The 13,950-nt window shown below is 39.0% G+C and carries 12 protein-coding genes; 3 read left to right on the plus strand and 9 right to left on the minus strand.

Annotated elements, in window-relative coordinates; all coding sequences use genetic code 11:
* The first annotated feature begins 27 nt into the window (after positions 1 to 27).
* Positions 28 to 2,676 carry an AsmA family protein gene (locus AC58DT_RS10740; protein WP_497216821.1) on the plus strand — a complete coding sequence of 883 codons (2,649 nt, stop codon included), beginning with the start codon at positions 28 to 30 and terminating at the stop codon, positions 2,674 to 2,676.
* Here the strand turns inward: AC58DT_RS10740 and AC58DT_RS10745 are convergent.
* Positions 2,673 to 3,467, minus strand: a complete 795-nt coding sequence (locus AC58DT_RS10745) for a DUF2797 domain-containing protein (protein WP_497216822.1) — start codon at positions 3,465 to 3,467, stop codon at positions 2,673 to 2,675. The two genes, AC58DT_RS10740 and AC58DT_RS10745, sit on opposite strands and share 4 nt — an antisense overlap.
* Before the next feature lie 121 nt (positions 3,468 to 3,588).
* Between AC58DT_RS10745 and AC58DT_RS10750 the strand changes: the two genes are divergently transcribed.
* On the plus strand, positions 3,589 to 5,109 hold the full coding sequence (locus AC58DT_RS10750) for a GH3 auxin-responsive promoter family protein (RefSeq protein ID WP_497216823.1): 1,521 nt from the start codon (positions 3,589 to 3,591) through the stop codon (positions 5,107 to 5,109).
* 181 nt (positions 5,110 to 5,290) lie between these two features.
* Positions 5,291 to 5,473, plus strand: a complete 183-nt coding sequence (locus tag AC58DT_RS10755; RefSeq protein ID WP_497216824.1) for a hypothetical protein — start codon at positions 5,291 to 5,293, stop codon at positions 5,471 to 5,473.
* A 73-nt stretch (positions 5,474 to 5,546) separates the two neighbouring features.
* Here the strand turns inward: AC58DT_RS10755 and clpX are convergent, their stop codons facing one another.
* From clpX to AC58DT_RS10795, 8 genes are all read right to left on the minus strand, one after another.
* The gene (clpX, locus tag AC58DT_RS10760) at positions 5,547 to 6,779 is read right to left on the minus strand and encodes an ATP-dependent Clp protease ATP-binding subunit ClpX (RefSeq protein WP_497216825.1); all 1,233 of its coding nucleotides are present in this window, start codon (positions 6,777 to 6,779) and stop codon (positions 5,547 to 5,549) included.
* A gap of 27 nt (positions 6,780 to 6,806) precedes the next feature.
* The gene (gene clpP / locus AC58DT_RS10765; RefSeq protein WP_497216826.1) at positions 6,807 to 7,481 is read right to left on the minus strand and encodes an ATP-dependent Clp endopeptidase proteolytic subunit ClpP; all 675 of its coding nucleotides are present in this window, start codon (positions 7,479 to 7,481) and stop codon (positions 6,807 to 6,809) included.
* Positions 7,482 to 7,599: 118 nt separating this feature from the next.
* Complete coding sequence (tig, locus tag AC58DT_RS10770; RefSeq protein ID WP_497216827.1) at positions 7,600 to 8,919, minus strand: trigger factor; 1,320 nt, start codon at positions 8,917 to 8,919, stop codon at positions 7,600 to 7,602.
* An 85-nt stretch (positions 8,920 to 9,004) separates the two neighbouring features.
* Complete coding sequence (locus tag AC58DT_RS10775; RefSeq protein ID WP_497216828.1) at positions 9,005 to 9,346, minus strand: phage holin family protein; 342 nt, start codon at positions 9,344 to 9,346, stop codon at positions 9,005 to 9,007.
* Positions 9,347 to 9,427: 81 nt separating this feature from the next.
* Complete coding sequence (locus tag AC58DT_RS10780; RefSeq protein ID WP_497216829.1) at positions 9,428 to 10,960, minus strand: SGNH/GDSL hydrolase family protein; 1,533 nt, start codon at positions 10,958 to 10,960, stop codon at positions 9,428 to 9,430.
* A 20-nt stretch (positions 10,961 to 10,980) separates the two neighbouring features.
* Entirely contained in the window at positions 10,981 to 12,231 is a 1,251-nt protein-coding gene (locus AC58DT_RS10785; protein ID WP_497216830.1) for an OmpP1/FadL family transporter, read from the minus strand.
* A 98-nt stretch (positions 12,232 to 12,329) separates the two neighbouring features.
* Entirely contained in the window at positions 12,330 to 13,091 is a 762-nt protein-coding gene (locus AC58DT_RS10790; RefSeq protein WP_497216831.1) for an alpha/beta fold hydrolase, read from the minus strand.
* Positions 13,091 to 13,906: a pyridoxine 5'-phosphate synthase gene (locus AC58DT_RS10795; RefSeq protein WP_497216832.1), complete on the minus strand. Its 816-nt coding sequence runs from the start codon at positions 13,904 to 13,906 to the stop codon at positions 13,091 to 13,093. Before AC58DT_RS10795 ends, AC58DT_RS10790 begins: the two co-directional genes overlap by 1 nt.
* Positions 13,907 to 13,950: the final 44 nt, after the last annotated feature.

A 13,950-nucleotide genomic window follows, 5' to 3' on the forward strand; every position in this document is an offset into this window, starting at 1 on the left:
ATCACAAAATAAATTTTTAAATTTTTTATGAATAAAGCACTAAAAATAATAGGAATAATTATTGGAATTTTGGTTTTATTGCTGATTGCGGCACCATTCATTTTTAAAGGAAGTCTTGAAAAAATGCTGAAACGCACCATCAATGAAAATCTCAACGCCACAGTAACCTGGGAAGATCTCGACTTGAGTCTTTTCAGTAGTTTTCCTGATGCTTCACTTCAGTTGAATAATTTTAGTGTAATTAACAAAGCCCCATTTGAGGGCGATACTTTAGCAAGCGGCAAGACGCTTTCACTAGATATGGGCATTATGCAACTTTTCAAAAAAAGTAATGAAGCAATAAAAGTGGATGAAGTAAAACTTGACGAAGCTTTTGTAAATATAAAAATTGATTCTCTTGGGAATGCAAATTATGACATTGCCATAAAAAACGATGCCCCCGCCACAACTGATGCGGAATCTAGTGGCGGATTTACTTTCGATCTGAAAAATTATGAAATAAAAGATTCACGCATCAATTACTTGGACGAGGCTACAAAAACCTACATAATACTTACGGAAGTACAGCATAAAGGAAGTGGTGATCTTTCACAGGAAATAAGCAATCTGGATACCGAAACCGAAGCACTTGCTTCATTTCGCCTTGACAGTACAGAATACCTAACCAGAAACAGGGTTTCGCTAAATGCAGTTTTTAAACTCGATCTCAAAAACCAAAAATATACTTTTTTAGAAAACGAAGCCAACATCAACGAGCTTCCACTTACGTTTGATGGCTATGTGAAAGTGAACGAAACAAATAACGAAGTCGATATCACCTTCAAAACACCTTCTTCAGATTTTAAAAACTTTCTGGCAGTTATCCCAGAAACATATGTGAAGCAAATAAATGATGTGAAGACCACTGGAAATTTCACCGTAAATGGTATGCTAAAAGGTATCGTTGACAGTACGCACATCCCGATGATGGACATAAAAATAGCGAGTGAAAATGCTTCCTTTAAATATCCCGATCTTCCCAAAACGGTTGACAACATCACGATTGACGCGCAGTTGGTAAACGAAACTGGGTTATTAAAAGATACCTTCCTAAATATTCCAAAGTTGACATTTAGGATTGATAACGAACCCTTCCGCATTAGTGGAAGCATCAAGCAAATAACCGAAAATCCATTGGTGAACTTGGAAATGCAGGGCACACTCAATCTGGCAAATATTGAAAAAGTACTGCCTGTAGAAATGGAACAAAAACTCAGCGGTATTTTTAAGGCAGATGTTATCGCTAATTTTGATATGGAATCGGTTGAAAAAGAACGTTATGATAGGATTGACGCCCGCGGAACTGCCAGTCTTATCAATTTTAATTACGATGCAGGTTTTAAGAGCGAATTGAAAGTTGCCAATGCCAATCTCGCAATGCAGCCGGGCACTATCACACTAAAAGAACTGAATGCCAATACGGGGCAAACCGATATTCGGGCCTCGGGAAACATTCAAAATCTTATTCCATTTTTGATGAGCAAACAGGATTTGAAAGGTAGGTTTGCTGTGCAGTCAAATACCTTTAATGTAAACGATTTTATGGCTGTGGAAAATACTTCTTCTGAAAATAATTCCGAAGAAAAAAGGAGTAATTCCCAAAACACATCTTCTTCCGAAGGGGTCAAAATTCCAGATTTTTTGAATGCTACGTTAGACTTTAACGCAAGTATAGTAATATATGACAATTTAGAACTGAAAAATGCAAAGGGAACCGCCGCTATTGCGAATGAAATAATTACCATCAGCAATTTCACCTCTGATATTTTTGGCGGAAATATTGCGCTATCCGGAAACGTTTCAACCAAGAATGAAACTCCCACTTTTGCAATGAACCTGGATTTAAGTAAAATCGATATTGATCAATCATTCAAGCAATTGGAAATGTTTCAGTTTTTGGTACCGATTGCAAAGGCGCTGCAGGGAAATTTAAACACTAAATTTGAATTTACCGGCCAGCTCACAAGTGATCTTTCGCCAAAACTTTCCACGCTTGCCGGAACTGCTTTGGCACAAATTATTACTGCCGAAGTGGATCCGCAACAAGCTCCTCTGTTGGCCGCCTTGGGCAACAAAGTTTCATTTTTGAATCTGGATAGATTGAGTTTAAGGGACGTGAGCACCAACTTTTTTTTTAACAACGGTAAAATTGAGGTAAAACCTTTTGATTTTGATATAAAAGGAATCAATGTTGCCGTTGCCGGAACACACGGCTTGGACAAAACTATTGATTACAATGTAACTATGGATGTACCTGCGAAATATTTGGGGAGTGAGGTTACAAAATTGCTTCAAAATTTAAATGAGCAGGAAGCTGACGCAATGAGCGTGGCACTACCAATTGGTTTGAAAGGAACTTTTACCAATCCACAAGTTTCCTTAAATGCAGAAACGGCAATTAACACGTTGACCAAACAAATTTTAGCGAAGCAAAAAGACAAATTGATAAAGCAAGGAACTGGGATTCTGGAAGATATTTTGGTGGGCGGAACCAAGCAGGACTCCACTAAAACGAATACCAATAATAATCAACAACAAACTACGCAACAACAAAATACAAAAATCATAAGGGATGTGTTAGGTGGAATTTTGGGTGGAAAGAAAAAGAAAACCGATACTACACAAACAGGAAGTTAATTTACCGTTATGGACACTACATATCCTTCGTTTCCCCGAATATTGAAAACGGTTTGATCTTCAAACAGTAGGTATTGGCCTTTTATACCTTTCAGAACCCCTTCAAAGAAAGGATTCTTTTCGAGGTTAAGTGATTTTGGTTTTTCGGGATATTTCAATACCGGGAACTGCAGATTTGTTTCGGCATTGTTTTCCAAATAATATTCGGCAGCTTCGGCAGGAATAAATTGTTTCAGTCTGTTTCGCCATTCCACTAAATTTTCATCGGTCACATCATTTTTCAACATGCTTCTCCAGTTTGTCTTATCGCTCACGTGGTCTTTCAAAGCTACTTCGGTAATTCCCGCCAAATAACGATTGGGAACCTCAACAATTTCAATAGCCTCATGTGCGCCTTGGTCTATCCAACGGGTAGGAATCTGGCTTTTGCGCGTTACTCCTACTTTTACGCTACTGCTATTGGCAAGGTACACTACGTGGGGCTGCAGTTGCACTCGCTTTTCAAATTCTAAGTCACGATCTTCAATATTAAGATGTGCCTTACTTTTTTCGGGACTAATTACCCAATCTGCTGCTTGTGGAATTTCATAAAAACAGTCATAACAATAACCCTGACGATAAATTTTCTTTTGAAGGCCACAATTTAGGCATTGATAGCGGAGAAAATTGATAGAAACTTTTTTATCCAGCAATTGGTTCATGTGCAAAAAATCGTTTGCAAAAACAAGATAGTATTGAATGGGCGAACCGTTTTCAGTCTGCATTTTGGTAAGTACTCCTTCGTAATTCATTTATTCAAAAATATTTAGGCGATAATTTTTCTGAAGAAACACTGTGGAAACATCACTTCAAAAAAGCGGAAATCGTAATTATAAAATCGTTATTTTTATAGCATAAAGATAGCAGAAAAACATGCCAATCCCCTTTGTAAATTCCATTGCTTCTTGGTTCCTAAAAAAAAGATTTCATCAAATAGACCTTTTTTTAAAGTATCCTATTGAAGTCCAGGAAGAATTACTTTTCAATTTACTTCAGAAAGCAAAGCATACAGAAATTGGCCGGGAGTATGATTTTTCATCAATAAAAACTTATCGCGAATTTTCTGAAAGAGTACCCGTTACCACATATGAAGAAAACGAAGCCAGAATTGAACGCGCCAGATGCGGTGAAAGCAATATTTTCTGGCCCACGCCCATAAAATGGTTCGCAAAATCCAGTGGCACAACCAACGCCAAGAGTAAGTTTATACCGGTAACCAGCGATTCGTTGGAAAATTGCCACTACGCAGCAAGTAAGGATTTGCTATGTATGTACCTCAACAACAACCCAAATGCGCAATTATTTTTGGGAAAAAGCCTTCGCCTGGGGGGCAGCAAGCAGTTGTATCAAGAAAACGGAACCGTATTCGGAGATCTTTCCGCAATTTTGATTGACAACATGCCTTTTTGGGCAGAGTTCAGCAGTACACCCAGCAACGAAGTTTCATTAATGGGCGATTGGGAAACTAAGATGCAGGCAATTGTAAATGAAACCATTAAAGAAAATGTAACCAGTTTAGCGGGAGTGCCTTCATGGATGCTGGTTTTGCTGAATCAAGTGATGGAGACCACGGGAAGAAATAATCTTTTTGAAGTTTGGCCAAACTTGGAAGTTTATTTTCACGGAGGTGTAAATTTTGATCCTTACATAGACCAATACAACAAGTTATTACCAAAAAATGATTTTAGATATTACGAAATTTACAATGCTTCCGAAGGTTTCTTTGCAATCCAAGATAGAAACGAAAACAAGGAATTGCTATTGATGCTTGACTACGGAATATTTTATGAATTTATTCCGATGGATAATTACGGCACCTCTGAAGAAAGGGTGATTCCTTTGAGCGAAGTGGAGGAAGGTAAAAATTACGCCATTGTAATCACTACAAATGCTGGGCTTTGGCGATACAAAATTGGTGATACTGTACGCTTTACCTCGACAGATCCGTACCGCATAAAGGTTACTGGCCGAACAAAACACCATATAAATGTTTTTGGTGAAGAGTTAATTATTGAAAACGCCGAAACAGCATTGCGAAAGGTTTCACAACTCACAAATGCTGAAATTGTGGATTATACAGCCGCACCAATTTTTATGAATGGAAAAGAAAAAGGGGCGCACGAGTGGATAATCGAATTTAAATCACCGCCCGACGACCTTAATTCATTTACCAAACTTTTGGACACTGCTTTACAGGAAGTAAATAGCGACTATGAAGCCAAACGCTTCAATAACACTACGCTTAACGCCCCGACAATCCATCACGCTCGCGAACGTCTTTTTTATGATTGGTTAAAAGAAAAAAACAAACTCGGCGGACAGCACAAAGTGCCACGGCTTTCAAATACACGCGATTATTTGGAGGAACTTTTACGTTTAAACAATACTTTTTAGCTTCCTTTTTAAAAATACCAACACTTGTAAAATGTTGTAAATCGGGCATTTTAAACACTTTATCGACTGCTTTTTTCAAAAGTTGTATTTCAACGAGTTTACAAGTAAGTTCAACTAAAACTTTTGTGTGCGCTTTACTTCCAATGTACTTTTGACATATCAAAATCATTGATATTTCAAAATGAAACAAGTTTTATACATAGTTTGCTTTTTGGTTTTTACCGTTTTGTTTTCATCTTGCGCGTCTACAAACGCAGCAAAAAATGATGGAGAAGTAGCCGGTTATAATTTAAGAAGCAAAAAAGAGCAGATGCACAATAAAATTCTTCACACTAAGAATAAGTCTTTGCTTGCCACTCCCTAAGAATCGTCTTAGTACAACATACAAAAACCTCGGAACTTTCCGAGGTTTTTCTTTTATAAAACTGTATGATATTTTAAGAAACAGCCTTCAGTTTTTTGATAGTTGATTTACTGAGCTTTTCTTCAGCATATTCTTTTGTCACGTGAAGTTTTGTTTCGTCAGTTCCGGGCAGATCGTACATTGCATCTGTTAAAACAGCCTCGCAAAGCGAGCGGAGGCCACGTGCGCCAAGTTTGTATTCAATTGCTTGCTCGACAATAAAGTCTAAAGCTTCTTCCGTAATTACAAAATCAATTCCGTCCATTTCAAACAGTTTTTTGTACTGTTTTATAATGGCGTTTTTGGGTTCGGTAAGAATTGCTCGCAACGTTTCCTTATCCAATGGGTTCATATAAGTCAAGACTGGAAGACGACCGATTATTTCGGGAATCAGTCCGAAATCCTTTAGATCCTTCGGAATAATATAGCGAAGCATATTATCTTTTTCCATCTGATTTTCCTTTACCGAAGCTGAAAAACCAACTGCCTGCATATTCAATCTTTTTGAAATATGACGCTCAATACCATCAAAGGCACCACCAGCGATAAAAAGAATATTCTCCGTATTTACTTCAATGAATTTTTGGTCGGGATGTTTTCTTCCTCCTTTCGGTGGAACGTTAACTGTGGTTCCTTCCAAAAGTTTCAACAAGGCTTGCTGCACCCCTTCGCCACTCACATCGCGTGTTATGGATGGATTGTCACTCTTGCGAGCTATTTTATCTATTTCGTCAATAAATACAATTCCGTTTTCGGCTTTTTCGAGGTTGTAATCTGCAGCTTGAAGTAAACGCGTCAAAATACTTTCCACGTCCTCGCCCACGTAACCAGCTTCAGTTAAAACCGTAGCGTCAACAATGGCCAAGGGAACGTTCAACATTCGGGCAATGGTTTTTGCGATCAAGGTTTTCCCGGTTCCGGTTTGCCCGACAATGATGATATTACTTTTCTGTATTTCAATATCGTCATCGCTCTTTGGCTGTAGCAATCGTTTGTAGTGATTGTAAACAGCAACCGACATCACTTTTTTAGTATGCTCCTGCCCTATTACGTATTCATCCAAAAAGGCATTGATAAGCTTTGGTTTTTTCAGCATTAAATCCTTGGAAATATCTGTATTTCCAGAATGCAAAGCCTCTTCAACCACAATTCCGTGAGCCTGTTCAATACAACGGTCGCAAATGTGTGCATCCAAACCTGCAATGAGCAAATTGGTTTCCGACTTTTTACGGCCACAAAAGGAACATTCCAAATCTTCTTTCGACATATTATCTTTTTTCAAAAAATCTATTTTTTAGCTTCGTGTCAATATTTCATCAATCATTCCGTATTCCAAAGCTTTATCGGCTTTCATCCAATAATCGCGATCGCTGTCCTCATAAACTTTTTCATAGGTTTGGCCAGAGTGATTTGCGATTATTCTATAAAGTTCTTCTTTTAAGGTGATTATTTCGCGGGCGGTAATTTCAATATCACTCGCTTGTCCCTGTGCGCCTCCCAATGGTTGGTGAATCATTACTCGAGAGTGTGTTAGGCCGCTGCGCTTTCCTTTTTCTCCTGCACAAAGCAAAACCGCAGCCATTGATGCCGCCATTCCGGTACAGATTGTTGCCACGTCTGGCTTAATGAATTGCATGGTATCATAGATTCCCAAGCCTGCGTAAACGCTTCCACCGGGTGAGTTGATGTAAATTTGAATATCGCGAGCGGCATCTGTACTTGCCAAAAACAATAATTGGGCCTGTACAATATTTGCCACTTGGTCGTTGATTCCGGTACCAAGGAAAATAATGCGGTCCATCATCAAACGTGAAAAAACGTCCATCGCCACGGCGTTCATTTGGCGTTCTTCAATAATATTTGGGGTCAAGTTCGTGGGGTACATACTACTTATAATTTTGTCGTAGTACATGTTGTTGATGCCTTGATCTTTTATAGCAAAGTTTCTGAATTCGTTACTGTAGTTCATAAATATTCTATTCCTATTTTTAAATACTAAAAATTATGAGACTCCTGCCTTCGCAGGAAATTAAAAAGGCGTCAAATTAAACAATTCAACGCCTAAAGATAACTATTTCTTCGCTGAATTAGGCGTAGGCTTCCTTAATGAATTTATCGTAAGTAATCTCCTTTGTCTTTAGTTTTGCGTTTTCCTTAAAGAAATTAAGCAATTTATTAGTGTTCAATTGCTCACTTAAACGCTCAACTTCTTCTTTGTTTGAAAGAATTCGTGCAGCGATTGACTCTAATTCCTCTTCTGTGGAATTGGTTTGGCCAAATTGTGCCATCTGCGCTTTTATCATATTTTTTGAATAGTCTTTCAACTCTTCAAAAGTTACCTGCAGGTTATTTTCCGCACGAAGTTTTCCTTCGATCAATTGGTAGCGTAGTCCCTTTTCGCTTCTTTCGTATTCAGCTTTTGCATCTTCTTCGGAAAGTCTCTTTTCGCCGGTCATAGCTATCCAGCGTTGCAAGAATTCTTTAGGAAGGTCAAATTTTGTGTTCTCAATTAATGAATCAACCACATCATTCAAAAGTTTTTGGTCGCTTTGCTGTGCAAATTGCCCTTCGGCATCTTCCTTTATTTTTGCTTTCAATTCTTCTTCTGAAGTAACTACTGCTTCACCAAATAGTTTGTCGAACAATTCCTGGTTCAGCTCTGCCATTTCGCGTTTGTTTACTTCTTCAATTTTGAAGGAAACCTCAATATCCAAACCGTGGGCATCATCGTGAGAAACACCTAAATATTTTTGGTTGTCGTGGTCATCGGCAAACATTCCTTTTGTTTTTAAAGTAACCGTGTCGCCAACTTTTGAACCAATTAGGCTTTCCAATTGTTTTTTACCGGCAATTTCCTCAGTGGAAAGTGTAGTTTTTTTATCAATTTCTTTTTCAGTTGAAGTAAAAGTTCCGGTAATTTCATCACCTTTTTCAACCTCTTTTTTCGAAATTAATTTTCCGTATTGCTTGCGGATGGTCTTTACTTGGTTGTTCAGCATTTCATCATCTGCGATGATTTTGTAGTGAACCACCTCATTGCCTTTTACGTCAACGTCGAATTTTGGTGCAAGGCCCAATTCAAATTCAAAGGAATAATCATCTGCATCCCAATTTATTTCTGCTTCATTCTTCGGAAGTGGGTTTCCTAGTACGTCCAGTTTTTCTTCGTTAAGAAATTTGTGGAGTGCATCTTGCAAAAGCTTGTTTACTTCTTCTACCAAAACCGCTTTTCCGTATTGCTTTTTTACCATTCCCAAAGGCACGTGTCCTTTTCGGAACCCGGGGATATTGGCGTTTTTACGATAATCGTTCAGCACTTTTTCAACTTTGCCTGAATAATCGTCTTTTGAAACCTCTACCGTAAGTACAGCGTTCAGTTTATCAATGTCTTTTTTTGTAATGTTCATTTTTTCTCTTCTGAATTTCGGGTTGCAAAAGTACGGCTTTTTGCATAACCCAACAAACATTTACAAACTGTTGTTCAGCAATTTGCTAATCTTCTTTAATAAGTGAAAAAAGTATGGATTGAAAAAGCGAAAGCAACAAACTGAAAAGAAGCGCCCACCAAATTGTAGAGACCGCAAATCCCCCTACGAAATAATCAGCAATGAGGATAATAATGGCATTGATAATAAGCAGAAAAAGTCCAAAAGTTACAATGGTTATTGGCAGGGTCAATAATACCAAAATAGGCTTGACTATGAGTCTCAATAAAGCAATTACAATAGCGACTATAATAGCTGAACCATATCCTTCAACAGCGACGCCAGGCAAAATTTTTGACAATACCACAACTGCGAGGGCCGTAAGCAATAATTTAATGATTAGTTTCATGTTTGTGAGGTTTAAGTTGAATTTAAAGATAAAAAAAACCGCCCATACTAGGCGGTTTTTCTATAAAGCAAATATTTAATATTAATTATTTGTAACTGTAATAGTTGCATAGTTACCAATGTGCACCTTAGGAATAGTTGCATCATAGGTATCATTAATTGCTTGAATAATCAAGTTTGCAGTATAAGCATACCCTCGTGGAGTTGGGTGAACGCCGTCCAAAGAAAACGCCCCGCCTGTTACAAACTGTGAAGTAAGCACGCCACCATCATAAACAACACCTCCATTTGCAACTCTCGCCAAAGCAGCCTTTGCATCAACGAAAGCCAATCCTTTGGCTCCGGCAAGGGCTTGGATAGTGGCATTGTACGCAGTGCTTGCTGCAGTGATGCGTGCTTGTTCAGAAACCGCTAAAACATATTGGTCTGTTAAAGGAATTGAAACTCCAATAACACCTTGTGGATTGTTTGGGTCTGGAGTTGTACCCAATACCGATGAAGCAGTCAAAACAATAAGATCATCAGACTTTACTTGACGTAATTGGCCCAACAATGCTGCTAACTGAGGCGGAAGACTAAAAGGCGCCCCCTGCAAAATAGTCGTTAAATCGGTAAGATCATCGTCTGTCATAATTGGGAAATTTTGTCCCGCAGAGAAATTGATCATACGCAGTGCAGCTTCTTCAGGGGTAATTACTCCCATAGCCGCCAAACCTGGCAATATTTGTGTATTATATGCTGCAAATTGTGCATTCAATTGCGCCGCAGTTGCAGCATCCAACGGAATCGCATTAGTTGGAACAGTAGTGAAGTAAGGTATAGATGTTACTTCAGGAATATTCACCAAAACACCTTTTGCACCGCTTGCAGTTAAAGCATCTACTTGCTGGCTATAAACAGAGGCAAAAACGTTAGGATCTGTAATGTCGTTGCCACCATAGGTTGAAGGGTCAAAATTCCCAGTTTGATCAACTCCAGCTCCTCCGGATGTCGCATAACTTAAAATGTCGTTATTACCAATCCAAAGACTGAAAAAGGTTGGGTTCTGCGCAGCGGCATCACCAATTACAGTTGCGCTTTCGCTACTTGCAAAACGGGCAAAATAAGGGTTCGCCGCACCAGTTGGCACTCCAGCTACATTACCATAACCTGGAGCAACTAAATGAAAACTTTTTGCACCGGGAACACCCATATTGTTAAAAGACCCACTTAATTTATTTGAAATATCAGTAGTGGGAGTTCCTTCCAATCGAACTGGGCCTGGATTGCCATTTGCATCAACGGCAAGGACGAATCTGTTTTCAGCAATTTGTGTACCACCCAATAATAAACCCCCTATATTGTCATTCATCAACGGCTGCATAAATTCACCTCCGCCAGTAAACATAAACTGCTCCGCCATAATGTTCGGATAGCTATTTTCCTGCCCTGTAATGTATAGAGCCCCATCAGCATAACCAGCTGTCAAGGAATTTCCAACGGAAACATATTTTGAAAGATTTGCCGTTCCGCTGCTGTAAAAACCATCGTCAGTTACAGGGCTATCAAATTCTGGTTCGCAGCTTACAAAGCCAACAGCCAAGACCGCGAATGTATATTTAAGTATATTTTTCATCTTTAAGATTTTTTTTTCGATTATAATTTATAAGTAAGCCCCAATCCTGGAACAAAAACATTGGTTTTATAGGTTCCCTTAAATGGAACCGCTACACCGTTCTCGAAGTAATAATTATATGAAGCATCCACCTCCTTAAAGTGTGAATAAAGGAAAGAAGCATCTATTTGAAGGTGCTCGCCAAGATTTACTGTAAGACCGGCGGTAAAGTTATTACTATCGTTACGAGGTGTTTCAGGAGCGAAATAGCCTTCGCGAACAGGCGATTCATCAAAGTAATAACCAGCTCTCAATGTGAACATTTTGGTAGCGTCATATTGCATCCCAAAACGATATATGGAAGAGTTCTTATAATTACGTGCATTTTTTGAATCTGGAATAGCTTCGTTTGCAAAATCGATATCCAAAGAATTGTAAACATCCCAAAAAGTTCTATTGTAATCAAAAGCGAAGGTCCAACTTTCGCAGAAATCGTAGGACATACCCACGGTCATTTCAGCTGGCATTGGCAAAGAGGCCTTGATAGAAGTATTTTCAAAAGGCGTTAAAGGAGAGTTTGGAATATTTTCAAACTCGGCAGTACCATCTTCAGCATCCAGGATAATTTCTGAACGATACGTAGCACCTATGTGAAGATCATCCGTAAGATTAACCATTGTACTGGCTACCCATCCCCAGCTACTTACTCCAGAAGCATCAATAGTTACATTTGCACGATTTCCATCAAGATCGGTAAGGGTACGGTTTAGGTTTCTGTTGAAGTTAACGGAACCTGTAACATAAATTGGCCCACCACCTACGCTCAACTTGTCATTAATTTTAAAAGAAACCGTTGGCTGTATATAGATTGCCTGTAAATCAATATTATTTAAAAGGTGCGATCCCGCCCAATCGTCTTCATATTCTACAGAACTTCCGTAGGGAGTGTAAACGCCAAGACCAAAAGCCAACCAATCTGTTGCTTGGTATGACGCATATAAATAAAGTGGAGTCCCTACGGGACTATCGGTCCGCGCATTTGCACCAGTTTCGGCGTCTTGATAGGCAATGTTTGAAAACACACCGTGCACACCTGCTGAGATACTGAATTTATCTTCCAGATAAACCAATGCTGCGGGGTTAAAAAACACCGATTCGCTACTGTTTACAACCGCAACGCCCGTGTGCCCCATCGCGAGGGCTTTATTGCCCTGCAAACTTACGCGGTAACCGCCCGCATAAGTAACCGCACTTGCTAGCGCAAAAACGGCAAGTAGTAATACTTTCTTCATAATTGTTTATTTCTTTAGAGTTAATTCTTAGTTTTAAATTAGTAAGGAATTATTTATAAGGTATTTATTATGCACGCATAAGAAACCTTCTTACAATATTATAAAAAATTCATAACATTCTCATAAAATTCATCAGGATTTTCTGCGTGCAGCCAATGGCCGGCGTTTGATATTGTAATTATTTTTGCTTTCGGAAAATGCTTTTTAATCAAAATCTCGTCCATCGGTTCTATGTAGCCACTTTTCTCGCCTCCTAAAAAAAGCGTATAGCCTTCAAAAGCAGTTTCATTGGCAAGCGCAACCCCCACTTCTTCAATTTTTTCTGAAAGAACGGGTAAATTTATGCGAAGCGCCAGTTCGTTTTTATTTTTTCGGTATAAATTTTTAAGAAGAAACAGTCGTGTACCTTCGTCTTTTATATATTCCGAAAGGACATCTTCTGCTTCGCCGCGTGATTTTATTTGTGAAAAATTCAATGACGAAAGCGCTTTCAAAATATCTTGATGGTGTGACGGATAAGACTTTGGACCAATATCTGCAACAACCAGTTTCGAAACCATTTCGGGATAGGTTACTGCAAACTGCATTGCAACTTTTCCACCCATGGAATGACCGAGTAGAATTATTTCTTTTAAACTGTGCTCTTCGCAATAATTTTTCAAATCTTCCGACATTAATTCATACGAAAATTCATCGCTGTGAAAACTTCGCCCGTGGTTGCGCTGGTCCAAAAGATGAACCTCATAACCGGCTTCTGCCCAGCGAGTGCCGAGGGTTTTCCAGTTATCGCTCATACCGAGGAAACCGTGAAGGATTACGAAAGGTTTGCCGGAACCTAATATTTGAGAGTGGAGAGTCATTAATTAAGTTTTTTTAAATATTCTGAAATCACCTTTTCCAACCCATCATAGAGCGCCTCGCAAATAAGCGCATGCCCAATGCTCACTTCCAAAAGATTTGGAATGTTTTGCTTAAAAAAAGCAATGTTTTCCAATGAAAGGTCGTGCNCATAGAGCGCCTCGCAAATAAGCGCATGCCCAATGCTCACTTCCAAAAGATTTGGAATGTTTTGCTTAAAAAAAGCAATGTTTTCCAATGAAAGGTCGTGCCCGGCGTTGATGCCCAAACCTAATTTATTTGCGAGAATTGCGCACTCTGTATAAGGTTTTACGGCTTCTTTGTTTGCCAAGGAATATTGTATTGCGAATTCTTCGGTGTAAAGTTCAACTCTATCGGTTCCCGTTTCGGCGGCGCCCTCGATCATTTTTAAGGTTGGATCTACGAAAATTGAAGTGCGGATTCCGTTTCGCTTAAATTCAGAAATTATTTCCTTTAAGTAATCTCTGTGCTTCACGGTATCCCAGCCTGCGTTGGAAGTGATTGCGTCGACAGCGTCGGGAACCAAGGTTACTTGTGTAGGTTTTATTTCCAAAACCATCTTTGTGAAATTATCCATCGGATTCCCCTCAATATTATATTCCGTGGAAACGATTGATTTTAAATCATACGCATCTTGATACCTAATGTGGCGTTCGTCGGGCCTTGGATGGATTGTGATTCCCTGTGCTCCGAAATTTTCCACATCTTTTGCAACCTGCAACAAATCAGGGGCGTTACCGCCGCGTGCATTGCGCAGTGTGGCGATTTTGTTTATGTTTACGCTAAGTTTTGTCATTTCTTTGTGTTATAATTAACAAAAATACAAACCTTCCAAACGCT

The sequence above is a fragment of the Aequorivita sp. CRS11 genome, from assembly GCF_059693805.1.

What these genes read in the sequence shown, in the direction of transcription:
- AC58DT_RS10790 (WP_497216831.1), bottom strand. Translation starts at nt 13,091, where the DNA reads ATGACTCTCCACTCTCAAATATTAGGTTCCGGCAAACCTTTCGTAATC.
- clpX (WP_497216825.1), bottom strand. Translation starts at nt 6,779, where the DNA reads ATGTCGAAAGAAGATTTGGAATGTTCCTTTTGTGGCCGTAAAAAGTCG.
- AC58DT_RS10755 (WP_497216824.1), top strand. Translation starts at nt 5,291, where the DNA reads ATGAAACAAGTTTTATACATAGTTTGCTTTTTGGTTTTTACCGTTTTG.
- AC58DT_RS10780 (WP_497216829.1), bottom strand. Translation starts at nt 10,960, where the DNA reads ATGAAAAATATACTTAAATATACATTCGCGGTCTTGGCTGTTGGCTTT.
- clpP (WP_497216826.1), bottom strand. Translation starts at nt 7,481, where the DNA reads ATGAACTACAGTAACGAATTCAGAAACTTTGCTATAAAAGATCAAGGC.
- AC58DT_RS10775 (WP_497216828.1), bottom strand. Translation starts at nt 9,346, where the DNA reads ATGAAACTAATCATTAAATTATTGCTTACGGCCCTCGCAGTTGTGGTA.
- tig (WP_497216827.1), bottom strand. Translation starts at nt 8,919, where the DNA reads ATGAACATTACAAAAAAAGACATTGATAAACTGAACGCTGTACTTACG.
- AC58DT_RS10785 (WP_497216830.1), bottom strand. Translation starts at nt 12,231, where the DNA reads ATGAAGAAAGTATTACTACTTGCCGTTTTTGCGCTAGCAAGTGCGGTT.
- AC58DT_RS10750 (WP_497216823.1), top strand. Translation starts at nt 3,589, where the DNA reads ATGCCAATCCCCTTTGTAAATTCCATTGCTTCTTGGTTCCTAAAAAAA.
- AC58DT_RS10740 (WP_497216821.1), top strand. Translation starts at nt 28, where the DNA reads ATGAATAAAGCACTAAAAATAATAGGAATAATTATTGGAATTTTGGTT.
- AC58DT_RS10745 (WP_497216822.1), bottom strand. Translation starts at nt 3,467, where the DNA reads ATGAATTACGAAGGAGTACTTACCAAAATGCAGACTGAAAACGGTTCG.